This window comes from Microcoleus sp. N3A4 (assembly GCF_036701805.1).
Classification (GTDB): Bacteria; Cyanobacteriota; Cyanobacteriia; order Cyanobacteriales; family Microcoleaceae; genus Microcoleus.
On sequence record NZ_JAUBRJ010000005.1, the window covers coordinates 13,067 to 28,383 of the forward strand.

The window sequence follows — 15,317 nt, forward strand, 5'->3', positions numbered from 1 at the left end:
TCGAAGAGGATCGTATATCTGAAAAATACTCAAAAATCCAGGATACCACGTAAAATCGGGGGTGAAAGACAAATAGCTCAACAGCTCATGACCTTGGCCCAAAGACTGGCACAAGATTGGAAGTCTCGACTTGAACAAGATTGCCCGGACGAAAATTCTAGCACCCGCGAGAGTGTTGTCCGCTGGCTGTTGGGAGACAAGCCCGAAAGATTTGACACTCTTAGCCCAACTCAATTGTCTGTCGCCTCTGGGGCGATCGACTTTTTATATCGAATTTTGATTTCTCGGTATCTGGGAGTACCGCCAGAAAAAGCTTACCGCAACTTGATCGGGCGGCTCGGCGGTTTGGTGATGCTGCGGCAAAAAATCCAAGCGTGGGTTTCCCTGAGTCGCGACAGACAGCGGAGTGCGGTGGAGGTACTCCAAGAAGTGATTCAGGAAATGCTCAATTCCGATCGCTACCTCCAGCAGCAAGTCGCCTGGATTGCCGAATGCACCTCAGACAGACGCCTGCGAAATTCTTTGCTGCTAGCAAGCACAGAAGAATACTGCTTGCGGCCGATCCGCAACCAGCCGCTGCTAGTGTACCGCTTTGTCAACTACCTGCGGCGTTCCCAGCGGGGCGGGTTGACGCAAGTGCCTGCGGGAGACTGGGTGCGGCTGGTGTCGGAACAGGTTCTACCCGACGATACAGACGAACCGCTCAGCCTGCTAGACGAACAGGCGATGTCTGAGTATCGAGAAAATCAAGCTTGGGAAGAGCAGCAAACTCAGCGGCAGATTGTCCAACAAGAATTTGAGAATTACTTGGCCGCTGAAGTCGATCCGCTGGCTTCCCAGTGGCTGCGGCTTTACCTGCAAGGCCGTTCCCAAGAGGCAATTGCCGAGGATTTGAACGTTCCGGTGAAGCAAATTTACCGCTTGCGAGAAAAAGTTAGTTACCACGCGATTCGCGTTTTTGCTGTCAAACAAGCACCGGAATTAGTCGCCAACTGGCTGGAAACTTCGCTCAAAGAACACAGTTTGGGCTTGACTCCCGCTCAGTGGCAGCAATATTTACAAAACCTCACGCCGGTTCAGCGGCAGTTGGTAGAATCGCTCAAAGCAGGGAAAAGTGTAGAGACGATCGCATCTGAATTAAAGCTGAAAACCAATCAAGTCATCGGCGAGTGGAGCAAACTCTATTTAGCAGCTCAATCCCTCCGCAATTCGCTCTCGCCCCTCGAAGGTTAACGGCAAGGCAATTAATGGCGATCGCTGCTGCGTAGGATAAGATACTAGCAGCGCGATCGACTTTTCAGGATTTTTTAACCAATCCTAAATTAAACGGTTGCCCGTAAATCATAGATTGGGGTGCATTTGTAATACTTGTGCATTAAAGACATAATTCTGTCGTTGCCATGCACGGGAATCAATCTCGCGCGATCGGTGATAGTTGGTCTAGACTGCGCTAGTCATCATCTAGTTGTCAATTTTTTGGTAGAATTTGAGGCTGCAAAACAGAAGGGAGAAATTTCTGGGACTAAAGAATTTTATTTAATAAAAGCTTCCGGTTGTTAGACCAATTCCTCCGTCAGGGAAGTTGCAGCGTTAAATTTTTTCGCATCAGGTTGGTGCGTCGCGCTCGATCGCGCTTCCAACTACAAAGCAGCTAATGGTACATACACCTTCAACAGACTCAGCAGCTACAATGGACTCCGATCGAATCTTTCAACTAATCGACACAGTTGTCCCCTTTGAAGCTTGCCTTTACTATCAAGTTTTGCCTTTATCTCTAGAAGGTAATCGGTTTAAATTGGGCGTAGTCGATGCCCAAGATGACTCCGCCTTGGACTACGTGCAGCGGATTTTAGCTTACATGAATTGCTCAGTCACAACCGAGCCAATTGCCTCGGAAACTCAGCGCTCGATGCTCTCAGCTTACTTGCTCCACGGGAGCCAGCTCCGAACACCCAGCCAGACAGTAACCGCAGCAGCCCCAACACCCAAAAATCCCGCACCAGCAACTTCAGGCCCCAAAGCAGAAACGCTGCTGTCTGGGTACGAACCCTCGATGCCCGCGAGCGATCGGTTTAAAAGGGTCACTGCTGCAATTAAACCTCCTGGCGCTGAGGTTTCCCCGACAACTGCCGAACTGTCCGTGTTGGATGTCAAGGCCTTGCACTTGTCAAGCCCTGTCCAAGTTTTGGCAACTTTGCCCGCGCCCCAACTGCTGCAAGAATTGCTCGGTAGAGTGCTGCTAGAGGGTATAGGCCGCTTGTTTTTTGAGCGGCACCAGTCCCAAGGTCGCATTCTTTGGAGTCAAGACGGCGTTTTGAAATCGATGATCGAAGGTATCGATCTCGTCCTGTTCCAAGAGGTCATCGACGAGTTGAAGCGGCTGACAGATATGCCTGTTTGCCCGGTGGAACAGCCCAAACAAGTCGAAGTTGAACGCATATATCAAAACACTCATTTGCTGTTGCGCTTGCGGGTAATGGCGGTCGGCGGCAAGGAAGAAGCCACGCTGCAAGTGTTGCGGGGGGCAGCTTTGAGGTTTTACCAACAGCAGCAGTTGTCTACTTTGAGTCGGGATGCGCTGCGGCTGGCCGAAGAATTGCAGCGCAAAGTTAATCAAATTCGCGATCGAACTCGGCTTTCTCCTGTGCCTTTAGAGGGGTTGCCCGCTTTGGAACAGGTGATTAGAAATGTTGACGACCAAATTGAAGCTTTGCTGCACGAAAAAAATCCCGATTAGTAATAGCCGATCGATTTTAGATTTTAGATTTTAGATTCTAGATTATACCAATTTTTAAAAGTCATGCAACAGTAGCTGTAGGGTGCGTCGCCCCACACTAATTCTCAAAAAAAGCGACAATCTCACAGCGACGCACCTTACACGAGCGGGTGAGCGTAAACAAACCAAAAACTCATAACTGTTGCAAGATTTTGGAGAATTGGTATTAACTGGTTCCCAAGAAGAGGCGGGGAACCGATGTCACTCTTGCTCTGCGAAGCCAAGCTTCCATGAAACCCGCCCCTTGTATATTGAAAGAGGTAGATTGCGATTTGCCGCCCTGCGTGGGGGCGGGTTTAGGAGATTTTGGGTTTTAGGAAGTTATTATCTGTAAAACCCGCTCCTACAGACATATACAAGAATGAATCAACCGGACACCATATTATCCGTGCTCGAAAACATCCTTGTACTGCAATAAATCCAAAGTTATAAAAACCGGCAAACATTGAAAACATTGCTGTGCAACTTCCCAGCGTTCTTCTCGCTGCAACATAGCAGTCAACTTTTGTTTAGCGCTCAGCAAATAGCGGACATCGTTAGCAGCATAATTTAGTTGATCGTCAGAAAGATTAGTCGCATTTCCCCAGTCGGAACTTTGAGATGTTTTATTTAATTCTACCTTTTCGAGTTCTATAATTAATTCTTTCAATCCGTGTCGGTTGGTATAAGTTCTAGCAAGTTTACTAGCTATTTTCGTACAGAAAACTGGTGCAATGTCAATACTTAAATTGTAACGCATTGTTGCCATATCAAAGCGCGCAAAATGAAATACTTTTTCAATATTTTCGGCTTCCATTAACTTCTTTAAATTCGGTGCTGATGTCTGGCCTTTGGCAATCCGCACCACTGCAACTTTACCTTCGGGATTGCACAACTGCACCAAACACAAGCGATCGCGCCACGGTAGCAAACCCATTGTTTCCGTATCAACGGCGATCGCCGGAGCAGTCAAATAATAAGATAAAAGAGAATCGGGAATATCGCCGTCGCACACTTGAAAATCTGCAAATTCCATTATTGGTAACTGTTGACTGTTGACTGTTGACTGTTGACTGTTGACTGTTAACTGTTGACTGTTGACTGTTGACTGTTAACTGTTAACTGTTGACTGTTGACTGTTGACTGTTGACTGTTGACTGTTAACTGTTGACTGTTAACTGTTAAAAATCTAAAATCTAAAATCTAAAATCTAAAATCGGTTGACTGTTGACTGTTGACGGCCTTCTTCCCTCTTCCCTCTTCCTTCTAACTTCAGCATCTACGTCACACTCGCTAATTAATCCGTGTATCCGTGTCCGAATCAGTGTCGTGCCTTCCTTCCGCTTACCGACTGCGAACAAAAAGCTGAGTAAAATAATACTCGCCTTTGGCATTTTTTGCAATCCCAATTCCAGTCAAATTAAACTGACCCTCCATATTCTTGCGGTGGCCCTCACTTTTAATCCAACCATCAACAGCATTGCGTACCGGGTCGCTGTAGCCCATATTGTAAGCAACATTTTCAGCTACACTTTGATAAGGAATAGTAATTGCTTTCGCCCGCCCTTCAAATCCATCGTGGCTGAAACGTACTTTACCGCTAGCCATATTTTCGCTGTGAATTCTTGCTTGCTTAGTAATTCGCGGATCGATATTCAGCGGCGGCAACTTTTTAGATGCTCGGTATTGATTTATCTGTTGGTTAACCGCTTTTTCTAAGTCAGTAATTGAACTCGAAGCAACATTAGTATTCATGGGAGTTTGTGGCAGCGATCGCGCAGGAATGGACGTATCACAATTAGGCAGGATTGTCAACAATCCCAAACAAATCGAAATCAAACCTTTAGACATGAAATCAAACGAGAAATAAAGTTAATTGTTACCGATTCCTACAGGGCGATCGCCCACAATTCCGCTAAACTAGATATCGAGAATCTTCGCCACAGTGTTCACGTCTTTGTCGCCGCGTCCCGAACAGTTAAGCACAATCCGCGGATTGCCTGTTAGCTGCGGGCACAGAATCTCCAAATAGGCGATCGCGTGAGCAGTTTCCAAAGCCGGAATAATCCCCTCCAACTGCGAAAGCCGCTGAAATGCTCCCAGCGCTTCTGCATCAGTTACGCTATAATATTCAGCTCTGCCGGCATCCTTCAAATAACTGTGTTCCGGCCCCACGCCCGGATAATCCAAACCCGCACTAATCGAATGCGGCTCAATCACTTGGCCTTCATTATCTTGCAGCAAATAACTCATCGCCCCGTGCAGAACTCCCACACTTCCCTTAGTCAAAGTAGCAGCGTGTTTGTCCGTATCCACACCTTCGCCCGCCGCTTCAATACCGATCAATCTCACAGTTTCTTCCCCGACAAACTCGTGAAAAAGACCCATTGCATTAGAACCGCCGCCGACGCAAGCTAATAAAATATCCGGCAAACCAGCCCACTTTTCCTGACACTGATCCCGCGTTTCTTGACCGATTACCGCATGGAAATCGCGTACCATCATCGGGTAAGGATGCGGGCCCGCTACGGAACCGAGAATGTAATGAGTTGTTTCGACATTTGTCACCCAGTCGCGAATCGCTTCGGAAGTCGCATCTTTCAGCGTTCCCGTACCAGCCGCCACCGGCCGCACTTCGGCACCCATCAAGCGCATTCTAAACACATTTAAAGCCTGTCTTTCCATGTCGTGAACGCCCATGTAGACAACGCATTCTATACCGAAACGAGCGCAAACTGTGGCAGTAGCAACGCCGTGTTGACCGGCACCAGTTTCAGCAATTACCCGCTTTTTGCCCATGCGTTTTGCCAGCAGTGCTTGAGCTAAAGCGTTGTTAATTTTGTGAGCTCCGGTGTGGTTTAAATCTTCGCGTTTGAGGTAAATTTGGGGGCCGGTACCGTCTGCTTTAGCATAATGCTCTGTGAGGCGTTCGGCAAAATACAAAGGGCTGGGGCGGCCGACATAATCTTTAAGCAATTGTTGGAGTTGCTGTTGGAATTCCGGGTCTTTTCGGTATTGGTGGAAAGCCGCTTCTAGCTCGAATAAAGCCGGCATCAGGGTTTCGGGGACGTATTTGCCGCCGAATTTGCCGAATCTGCCGAGGGAGTCGGGGCGTTGGGCGCTGGTTTCGGGAGTGAGACGCAGGGGGGTGACAGTCATTGGATTTTAGATTTTAGATTTTAGATTTTTTAGATTCGCGGGTAAGCTAGAGGCTTGGTGTCGATCGTACCAAATCGGTTGTGGACTTGAGCCGATCGAACAAATTTCATTATAATTCTTTCAATCCTTGACGGGTTAATACAATAGGTAGAAAATGGAATCGCAAACGAGCGATCGCAACCATACCCCAATTCCCTAAAACTAGAAATACCCGTAAAAAAAGTTCAGGCATTTTAACATATGGCAGCACAAAAACGCAAAGATTCTGATATCAAGACGACAGACGGCAAACGAATAGTTTACTCCGAGTTTGGCAGTGTTGACAATTCGGCCGCCCTCGAAAGAGGAGTTGCCGAAGTCCCGCCTGCTCAACAAAATTTGAGAGTGCAAGCGTCTCGGAAAGGCCGCGGCGGCAAAACTGTCACTGTCATCACCGGGTTTCAGGGAAAACCTGAAACTTTGGCAGCTTTGGCAAAGCAGCTTAAAGCTCAATGCGGTGCAGGAGGGACGGTTAAGGAAAATGAAATCGAACTTCAGGGCGATCGATCTCAACAACTTCTCGAAATTCTCAAAAAACTCGGCTACAAAGCTAAAGTTAGTGGAGGATGATGAGTCATTAGTCATTACCGTGTTTTAATTTTTAACCTTCATGTACACTCGACCTTTAGCTCGTTTAATCGAACAATTGCAGCGCTTGCCCGGAGTCGGCCCAAAAACCGCCCAGCGTTTAGCTTTACATATTTTGAAGCGACCGGAAGAAGAAGTGCAAGCCCTAGCTAAATCTTTGATTGATGCCAAACAGCAAGTAGGTTTCTGTCAAGTATGCTTTCACTTATCTGCTGACCCTGTTTGCGAAATTTGTCGAAATACCAACCGCGACAGTCATACCATTTGTGTAGTGTCAGAATCCCGCGATGTAATCGCTTTAGAAAAAACGCGGGAATACATGGGCAAATATCACGTTGTTGGTGGCGTTATCTCGCCGATGGATGGAATTGGGCCGGAACAATTGAACATTCAACCGTTAGTCCGGCGCGTCAGCCAGCAAAAGATTAAGGAAGTAATTATTGCTATTAGTCCCAGCGTGGAAGGCGAAACTACTACTCTTTATATCGGTCACTTATTAAAACCTTTTACCCTAGTGACGCGCATAGCTTTTGGTTTGCCGATGGGGGGAGATTTGGAATATGCTGATGAAGTTACATTGGCTCGCGCTTTGGAAGGAAGGAGAGAGTTGGATTAGTTATTCAATATTATTCGGCGGTTGAAACTGAGATGTTGCATGATGCTCAATCAGCTTTTTATGAACAGGCTTTCCGGCCTGTTCCACAAAAAAAATCATCTCTTGTGGAACCGGCATCTTGCCCGTTGAAGCTCACTAAAAACAAAGGACGGGGTTTTCAACCCAATTTCCTGATAAAAGTTAAACTGAACAAAGTTACCGAGAGTAGTAAAAAATCATGGCCCAATTCGATCGACCTTTAAGCTACCCCACAACTCGCAAAATCGACCAAACAGACGACTACCACGGCGTCAAAGTATCGGACCCCTACAGGTGGCTGGAAAATCCCGAGTCAGAGGAAACCCAAGCTTGGGTGGAAGCCCAAAATGCAGTCACTTTTGCCTACCTCAACGAAATTCCGGCGCGGGAAAAAATCAAACAGCGCCTGACTCAACTTTGGGATTACGAGAAATACGGCATACCGTTCAAAGAAGGCGATCGCTATTTTTACTACAAGAATGACGGTCTACAAAATCAATCCGTACTCTACACTTTAACATCCCTCGACGGCGAACCAAAAGTATTAATTGACCCCAACACACTCTCAGAAGACGGAACTGTTGCTTTGGGTGGCATAGCTATCAGCGAAGACGGCAAATACATGGCCTACGGTTTGTCAACTTCCGGTTCCGACTGGCAGGAATGGAAAGTCCGCGATGTGGGAACTGGCGAAGATTTATCAGACCATTTAAAGTGGATTAAATTCTCAGGAGCATCCTGGACTCACGACGGTAAAGGCTTTTTTTACAGCCGCTACGACGAACCCAACGAAAAAAGCAAACACGAAGACGTTAACTATTACCAAAAACTGTTTTACCACCAACTCGGCACGCCCCAATCTGAAGACGTATTAATCTACGAGCGACTAGACCAGAAAGAGTGGGGATTTAGCGGCGGCGTCACCGAAGACGGGCGCTACTTAATTGTGTCTGTTTGGCAGGGAACGGAAACGAAAAACTTGATTTTTTACAAGGATTTAACTGCACCGGAATCAACCGTTGTAGAACTCATTAACGAATTCGAGGCCGAGTACAGTTTCATCGACAATGACGGTTCTCTTTTCTGGTTTCAAACAGACTTGAATGCACCGTTGGGCCGCGTAATTGCGATCGACACCAACAACCCACCTCCCTCATGCCTCGGTGGTGATGAAACCCCCCCGTCGCCCAGGGAGGGGGGGTTCACAGAAATTATCCCCGAAGCAGCCGAAACCCTCGAAGGCATAGGCCTCCTGAACAATCAATTTGTCGCTTCCTACTTGAAAGACGCCTACACTCAGATTAAAATCTTCAACTTAGATGGATCTTTCGTTCGAGAAATCGCCTTGCCCGGAATCGGTTCGGCGGGAGGATTCGGCGGCAAGCGGCACGACACCGAAACTTTTTATGCTTACACCAGTTTCACTGCACCTAACATCATCTACCACTACAATATGGTGACAGATGAAAGTACGATTTATCGGCAGCCAAAGGTCGATTTTAATCCCGAGGATTACGAGACAAAACAAGTATTTTACCCGAGCAAAGACGGTACGCAAGTACCCATGTTTATCACGCATAAGAAAGGCTTGCAGTTAGATGGCAACAACCCCACCTACCTTTACGGCTACGGCGGTTTTGGCATCTCGCTAACTCCGAGTTTTTCGGTTAGCAGGATCGTGTGGTTGGAGATGGGCGGAGTTTATGCGATCGCCTGTTTGCGGGGAGGCGGCGAGTACGGCGAATCATGGCACCAAGCAGGCACAAAGTTGAAAAAGCAAAACGTGTTTGATGACTTTATAGCTGGCGCTGAATGGTTGATCGAAAACAAGTACACCAAACCTGCCAAATTGGCGATCGCAGGCGGCAGCAACGGCGGTTTATTAGTGGGAGCTTGCATGACTCAGCGGCCGGAATTGTTCGGTGCAGCACTGCCGGCAGTCGGCGTTATGGATATGTTGCGCTTCCACAAGTTTACCATTGGTTGGGCCTGGACTTCTGAATACGGTTCGCCGGAAAATTCCGAAGAATTTTCCACAATTCACGGCTATTCTCCCCTGCACAACCTCAAACCGGGAACGGCTTATCCCGCGACAATGATTACAACTGCCGATCGCGACGATCGAGTAGTTCCAGCCCACAGTTTCAAGTTTGCTTCCGCTTTGCAAGAAATGCACGCCGGAGAAAAACCGGTGTTAATTCGGATTGAAACCAAAGCGGGACACGGTGCCGGCAAACCCACTGCGAAAATCATTGAAGAATTGGCAGATGAATGGGCTTTTTTAGTCCGGGAACTCGATTGAGTGATACAGCATATTCGGTGGTTCATGAAGTACAGTAGCAGCTATATTATGTGGTGTTAATCAGTAGGGTGCGTCGCTGCTTCATATTTGATAAAACTTACAGATTTTTGAGGGCGACGCACCTTACACGGGCGATCTCAAGATTGTGTGTACCGCACATAAATGGAATATGCTGTATCTACAGTCGCTGGCTGTTCCGATCGCGCTGTATGTTCGGCGCGTAAGTTCTGATTTTCAGTCCTCACATTCCGCACCAGGCAAGTGTCAGACTGCGAATTTTGGGAGTTTGGGGAAATTGGACTTGCGATCGCAAGTCTAATTTTTCCATTATTTGTATAAAAAACGATCGAGGTGGTTTTCAAAATTACGTAAAAACCGATTGTGACAGTGGAGGGTGCCGAAAGTGGGTTAAAATTCCTCAACCCGTACCGGTGAATTTGTACTACTTGCACTCCTCGAACAACTCTGCGTCAACTTCACCTAGCGACGCATAATACAGCATATTCCAGGTTCATCAAGTACAGTAGCAGCTATATTGTGCGGTACGTGTTATGTAGGGTGCGTCGCTGTCGCAGGTTCAATGGAACTTGCTCGCCAGACGGGTGGCGACGCACCTTACTTACGACTCTTATTGTGTGTACCGCACATACATGGAATATGCTGTATCAAGGTGTCCTTTGGTTGAAATCAAGCAAAAGGCGAGCCGACTTCCCATCAGCGCGCCTGCAAATCGTATTCTTTTTTCTCAAACGTCATTGAGCAGACCGTTCCGGTTGAAAAAAATTATGAAGCCGTCTTGCTAGCGCGGCGGCGGCGCGCTGCCACCAAGCCGCCCAAACCGAGAGCCAAACCAGTCATCGTCATCGGTTCGGGAACTGCTTCTGCCGTCACGGTGAAGTCTTGGAAGTCGGCGTCGCCGCCGTTACCGCCATCGTCGAAGGAGATTACTGCGCCTCCGTTAAACAGAGAAGCTGCTGCGTCTGTGAATTGTCCGGCAGCTTGGAAGGTGTTCGTAGTTTCTTTGCCGAGTGCGTTCCACAACGACGATCCGCCCAACACGGCTAGCTGGGCGCCGGCGTTCAAGGCTGAGGTCGAGTAGACAGTGCCGCCCCAGCCGCTGTCGAGTCCCAAAGTGTAAATTTGATTTGCCAGGAATGTGAATGTTGTCGCTCCACCCAAGACTGTATTGCCTAGAGATCCTTTCCATTCGTTCTCGCCGCCGTTGTCTGAGGATTTAGTTTCCGAAAACAGCGTGCTCACTAGAGATGCCACCGAGTCCTGTACTTGGTAGATTCCCAAAGAGGAAATGTACGAACCGTGAGATTCTTTGAAGTTAAAGGTGACACTTGTATCTTGCTGGAAGGTGATACCGCTGTTACCAAAGGAGAAGGCATGAGCTGGAGCTGCGGCGCCCAACATAGCTGTGGCGGCTGCGGTAGCTGTTAGGGCGGATAAGAGTTTGGTATTCATAACCTGTTTCCTTTTGTGCGAGGATGTTAATAGTTTCATTATCAGATACTTTGTTTGTATTTTTGGCACTTTCTGTGAATTTTGACATATTCTTTATCAAGCCTTTACATATCCTTCACAAATGCTGTCTAACGAATAGGCTCTGGGGCGATCGCTCCCTCACAATACACACCCAATAATTATAAAAATTATGGCTTTAAACCTTGCAGTAGCAGGCATGGGAGCGCGGAGCGACAAAACTGATTTGAGTCTGGTTTAGGCTAATTTTTTATTTGATTCCAAGTCTCAATTCTGAAAATCAAATACTTACGTATAAACACTGTAACACCCGCGCCAACAGACAGTTAAAGCAGTTTTATATTGACCAAAAACGGGGAATGTTTGTTTTTTGGGACTTGCGTATGGGAGTTAATGTAGTTTATTTATCGGGTAAATTACGTACAAACTACGATCGTTGGGTTTACGTATTTTGCTGAAATTAGAGGGAACCCCGGCAGTGATAGATCCCAAAGATTCGATCGAGATGCGATTTCCGCAGATTGAAGGGGTAAAAGAGCGGATTGCCACTCAACAAATACTGTATATATATAGAATCTCAGGGCAAGTCCTCATCCCGATCGACCGCATCAAAACAGACCGCTGTAGCGTTCCTCGGCCCAAGGTTCGCCCCGCCGGTGGTAGCCGTTGCGTTCCCAAAAACCGAGTTCTTCGGTTTCTGTAAACTCCAGGCCGTTAATCCATTTAGCGCTTTTCCAAGCGTACAGGTGCGGAACTACCAGCCGCATCGGGCCGCCGTGGTCTGGGGATAGGGGTTCGCCGAAGACGGTGTGGGCGAAAAAGTTTTCTTCTCGGAGGAAGTCGGCGCGAGCAATGTTAGTGGTGTAGCCGCCGTAGCAGTGTTCCAGGACGTGCAAAGCTTTCGGATCGACTTCTATGTAGTTCATAAAATCTGTGACTTTGACTCCCGTCCACTGCACGTCGAGTTTTGACCACCGGGTGACGCAGTGAAAATCCGCAGTAAAGTTACTTTGGGGCATGGCCTGGAAGTCCGACCAAGTGAAGGTTTTTGGTTTTGCCAATCCCCAGACTTTAAATTCCCAACTCTCAATACTGACCGAGGGTGTATCGCCGTAGGTCAGCACGGGAAAGCCGTTGGCGAGGTGTTGACCCGGGGGGACGCGATCGCTATTTTCTGATTCTGGCTTGCGAAAAAATTTTCCCAGCATTGATTCACGCTCTACAGTAACTGACTGCAATCCTGAGTATAACTTGCAGAACTCGGCGCCTCGCTATCCATCTCAAGGTAGAAAGCAAAAGCACTCCAGCAGAAAGAAAAATCCCAAAATTCTGCCTGATGCCAACCTACTTCTGCCTTCGGAGAGAGCCGAAGCTAAAAATTTAAAAATATATCCCCCCAGGGTATTAATTAACTAACCTTAAATCTTATCGCAATTTATGGTGCATTTCCGAATCTTTGATGTATTGTTACAATATGCTCAGATGTCTTATGTAAAAAAATTTTGATGGGGTAAAAACCATGATCGCAAGTTGCTTGATTCCGTTGACGCTCTGCTTGATTGCTGGGTGGGTGACTGCGGGGACCGACAACAGAACGCTAGACGGGATTCCGGCTCCCATAGCTGCAATTATTGGAGTGTGTTCGTTAATTTGGCTGGTGGCGGTGTGTCCTTGGCCTGTTGAACTCGCTCTAGTCTTCGCGGTGGTGGTTTTGGGCAAAGCTTACCTGCAAGATATCTTGAAAGTCGGCTGAATTTTCACGGCTAGCGCTTAAGAGAGTTCGGAGTGCGATCGGGTGGTGCTACTTTGTTGAAATTTTAGCTATTTGTCTGGCTAGGTTCTCAGCGAGCGTCGCAAAGGCGGAAGCAAGCCCAGGATTGGTGAAATTCAATTTAGATATTTGAGTTAAAAATTAGAACATAAAGATCGACAGAGAAACGCGGTTTATCTAAGATAAACCGCGTTTTTCGGGCATGAAATTTTCACACATCCGGCAAGACTTGCTTAGGAATTAGGCACTCGGAACTCAATAAACCGGGTTTCTGAGTCTAGGACTATTTTTGTATGTGCGTAGAATGGCGAGATGTTAAATTGGCAAGCGATTGATATCTTTATTAGAACCAACTACTACCATCGCTTCGCCCTTTTTCAAGCGTTCGTTTGGCTGCGGATTGATCTCGAACTTGTCGGCGCGACCGACTGCTAGCAAGTTCAAACCATACTTCCGCCGGAGCTCCAATTCGGAGATGGTTTTACCGTCAAACTTTTCAGGAACGAGCAACTCAACGATGCTGTGATCTGGGTCGAGGTCAAAGCGTTCTAAAATGCTGGGTTGTGTAAGAATCCGGGCCAAAGAGCAGCCCATTTCTCGTTCTGGAAAAACTACATGATCTGCACCGACTTTTTTCAACAGTTTTAAATGAGTTTCCGAAGAAGCTTTGGCTATTACGTGACTTACCCCGCCTTCCTTAAGATTTAGGGTGGTGGTAATGCTTTCTGCTAGGTAATTGCCGATCGCGACTATCACTGTTTCAAATTCAAATATACCGGCTTCCAGAAGAGCGCTAGGCTCAGTAGAATCTAACTGCACAACGTGAGCAGCAATGCGATCGCTCAAAGCTTGAGTTACTTTTTTTTCATCGGTGTCAACTCCCAGGACTTCGTAACCCAAGCCGTGCAGAGTCGAACACACAGCTTTACCAAAGCGTCCCAAACCAATAACTGCAAACTGCTTGTTGTCGGCGCGCAAAGTCCGAAAAAAATTCAAAGATGACAGGTTCACTGAATATCCAGCGCTGAGCGTCTTGCTGTTTAAATTTTAGCAGAGACAGCGCCGCCTCCTTTTGATTTTTAGGTAAGTTGTAAAAGTTGATTTGGGTTGTCACCCATTGTTTAGATTATCAGCAACTAGGCAGGATTTTTTTATCCGACTAACAAACTTTCCTCAGCATACTTAAAAGACCTGGGTTTTGGGTCGCCGAATGCAGCACTCATCAGCAGGAGCACGCCAACCCGACCTACATACATTGTAGCAATCAAAACCAACTTGCCGATCGCTGAAATCTTGGCTGTAATCCCTGTGGAAAGACCGACCGTGGCAAAAGCTGAAACTGCCTCAAGCAGCGCTGCGATAAATTCTAGTTGGGGATTGGTCAGCTCAATTAAAATTGCAGATGTGAACGCGACCAACAGGGAACCGAAGACGACGCTAATGGTTTTCAGAATCATTGCTGGCGGGATTTGACGCTGATAGCACTCCACATCTTCCTGGCCTTCGAGAACTGCTGCGGTACAGCAAAACAATATCCTAAAAGTTGTGGTTTTGATTCCGCCGCCGGTGCTGCCAGGACTCGCGCCGATAAACATCAGCGCGATCGTCAGAAATAACCCGGCTTCGCTCATTTTGCCAATGTCAATTGTATTGAATCCCGCCGTGCGGGGAGTAACAGATTGAAACCAAGCTGCCATCAATTTTTGAGGAAAATTGAGAGAACCGAAAGTTGCTGGGTTGTTGTATTCCAGCACCAAAAAGGCTAGCGTTCCTAAAATTAAAAGGACAGCAGTTGTACTGGTAACTACTTTGAAATTTAGGGAAAAAACTGTGCAAATAGGACTTTTGTTGAAGCGAGCGCGCAGCCACAGGTACATTTCCATAATTACTTGATAGCCGATTCCCCCAAATATGATTAAACCGCCGACTGTGAAGTTAATCACAGGTGAATTGATGTACTGGATTAAATTATCTGAATACAGGCTGAAACCAGCATTGTTAAAGGCATTAATGCTGTGAAATACCGCCGACCACACACCGTCTTTAAATCCGTATTGGGGGACGAAAACCGACATCAGCAAAAACACTCCAGTTAATTCAAACAAAAGCGTTGTTGCTAGAATTGACTGCACGAGTTGCACTACGCCTGCTAGCCCGGATTTGTCGAGAGATTGTTGCAGGGCAATTTTGTCTTTCAAGCCAAAGCGGCGGCCCAATAACAGCAGCAAGAAAGTCGTGGCTGTCATGTAGCCCAAGCCTCCTATTTGCACCAGTAAAACTAGGCACAGTTGCCCCCAAAAAGAGTAATATTTTCCGACATCAACCACCGATAAGCCCGTGACGCAGACAGCGGAAGTAGAGGTAAATAGTGCTGTTATTGGATCGCTCCAAGTTCCATCTATTGTGGAAAACGGCATCATCAGTAATAGAGTACCTGCGGTGATGACGGCGAGAAAGCCCAAAGCAATGGTTCGCGAGACAGTCATGCGATTTTAGATTTTAGATTTTAGATTTTAGATTTTAGATTGGAGATTTTAGATTTTAGAGGGAACCCACAAATCGATCGTCGGGCTTGAAATCA

At 47.1% G+C, this 15,317-nt stretch carries 13 protein-coding genes; 6 read left to right on the forward strand and 7 right to left on the reverse strand.

Annotated features, from left to right (window positions below; all coding sequences use genetic code 11):
- Positions 1-87: 87 nt before the first annotated feature.
- Together QUA56_RS04465 and QUA56_RS04470 are read left to right on the forward strand one after the other, a co-directional pair.
- Positions 88-1,233 (forward strand): HetZ-related protein 2, encoded by a 1,146-nt coding sequence (locus tag QUA56_RS04465; RefSeq protein ID WP_333353772.1) that lies wholly within the window; start codon positions 88-90, stop codon positions 1,231-1,233.
- A 421-nt stretch (positions 1,234-1,654) separates the two neighbouring features.
- Positions 1,655-2,737, forward strand: a complete 1,083-nt coding sequence (locus tag QUA56_RS04470; protein WP_333353775.1) for a GspE/PulE/PilB domain-containing protein — start codon at positions 1,655-1,657, stop codon at positions 2,735-2,737.
- Between the two features lie 421 nt (positions 2,738-3,158).
- Here the strand turns inward: QUA56_RS04470 and QUA56_RS04475 are convergent, their stop codons facing one another.
- The 3 genes from QUA56_RS04475 to trpB all read right to left on the reverse strand — a co-directional run bounded on the left by QUA56_RS04475 (position 3,159) and on the right by trpB (position 5,914).
- Complete coding sequence (locus tag QUA56_RS04475) at positions 3,159-3,791, reverse strand: ribonuclease D (RefSeq protein WP_333353780.1); 633 nt, start codon at positions 3,789-3,791, stop codon at positions 3,159-3,161.
- 308 nt (positions 3,792-4,099) lie between these two features.
- Positions 4,100-4,606: a CAP domain-containing protein gene (locus tag QUA56_RS04480; RefSeq protein WP_333353783.1), complete on the reverse strand. Its 507-nt coding sequence runs from the start codon at positions 4,604-4,606 to the stop codon at positions 4,100-4,102.
- Positions 4,607-4,675: 69 nt separating this feature from the next.
- Positions 4,676-5,914, reverse strand: a complete 1,239-nt coding sequence (trpB, locus tag QUA56_RS04485; RefSeq protein ID WP_333353786.1) for a tryptophan synthase subunit beta — start codon at positions 5,912-5,914, stop codon at positions 4,676-4,678.
- A 240-nt stretch (positions 5,915-6,154) separates the two neighbouring features.
- Here trpB and QUA56_RS04490 point away from each other — a divergent pair, with 240 nt between their 5' ends.
- The 3 genes from QUA56_RS04490 (at position 6,155) to QUA56_RS04500 (ending at position 9,477) form a co-directional block, all read left to right on the forward strand.
- Positions 6,155-6,523, forward strand: a complete 369-nt coding sequence (locus QUA56_RS04490) for a translation initiation factor (RefSeq protein ID WP_333353788.1) — start codon at positions 6,155-6,157, stop codon at positions 6,521-6,523.
- A 40-nt stretch (positions 6,524-6,563) separates the two neighbouring features.
- Positions 6,564-7,157, forward strand: a complete 594-nt coding sequence (gene recR / locus QUA56_RS04495; RefSeq protein ID WP_172187730.1) for a recombination mediator RecR — start codon at positions 6,564-6,566, stop codon at positions 7,155-7,157.
- A 217-nt stretch (positions 7,158-7,374) separates the two neighbouring features.
- Positions 7,375-9,477 carry a prolyl oligopeptidase family serine peptidase gene (locus QUA56_RS04500; RefSeq protein ID WP_333353790.1) on the forward strand — a complete coding sequence of 701 codons (2,103 nt, stop codon included), beginning with the start codon at positions 7,375-7,377 and terminating at the stop codon, positions 9,475-9,477.
- Between the two features lie 783 nt (positions 9,478-10,260).
- On the opposite strand, the gene QUA56_RS04505 is transcribed toward QUA56_RS04500, so the two are convergent.
- Both QUA56_RS04505 and QUA56_RS04510 read right to left on the reverse strand, forming a co-directional pair.
- Positions 10,261-10,947 (reverse strand): PEP-CTERM sorting domain-containing protein, encoded by a 687-nt coding sequence (locus QUA56_RS04505; RefSeq protein WP_333353792.1) that lies wholly within the window; start codon positions 10,945-10,947, stop codon positions 10,261-10,263.
- Between the two features lie 626 nt (positions 10,948-11,573).
- The gene (locus QUA56_RS04510; RefSeq protein WP_333024925.1) at positions 11,574-12,173 is read right to left on the reverse strand and encodes a sulfite oxidase-like oxidoreductase; all 600 of its coding nucleotides are present in this window, start codon (positions 12,171-12,173) and stop codon (positions 11,574-11,576) included.
- 311 nt (positions 12,174-12,484) lie between these two features.
- Here QUA56_RS04510 and QUA56_RS04515 point away from each other — a divergent pair, with 311 nt between their 5' ends.
- Complete coding sequence (locus QUA56_RS04515; protein WP_333353794.1) at positions 12,485-12,718, forward strand: hypothetical protein; 234 nt, start codon at positions 12,485-12,487, stop codon at positions 12,716-12,718.
- A gap of 333 nt (positions 12,719-13,051) precedes the next feature.
- Here QUA56_RS04515 and QUA56_RS04520 read toward each other — a convergent pair whose 3' ends face one another.
- Together QUA56_RS04520 and QUA56_RS04525 are read right to left on the reverse strand one after the other, a co-directional pair.
- Positions 13,052-13,747, reverse strand: a complete 696-nt coding sequence (locus QUA56_RS04520) for a TrkA family potassium uptake protein (RefSeq protein ID WP_333353797.1) — start codon at positions 13,745-13,747, stop codon at positions 13,052-13,054.
- 140 nt (positions 13,748-13,887) lie between these two features.
- A complete protein-coding gene (locus QUA56_RS04525) occupies positions 13,888-15,222 on the reverse strand; it encodes a TrkH family potassium uptake protein (RefSeq protein WP_333353800.1) in 1,335 nt (444 codons plus the stop codon).
- Positions 15,223-15,317 lie beyond the last annotated feature (95 nt).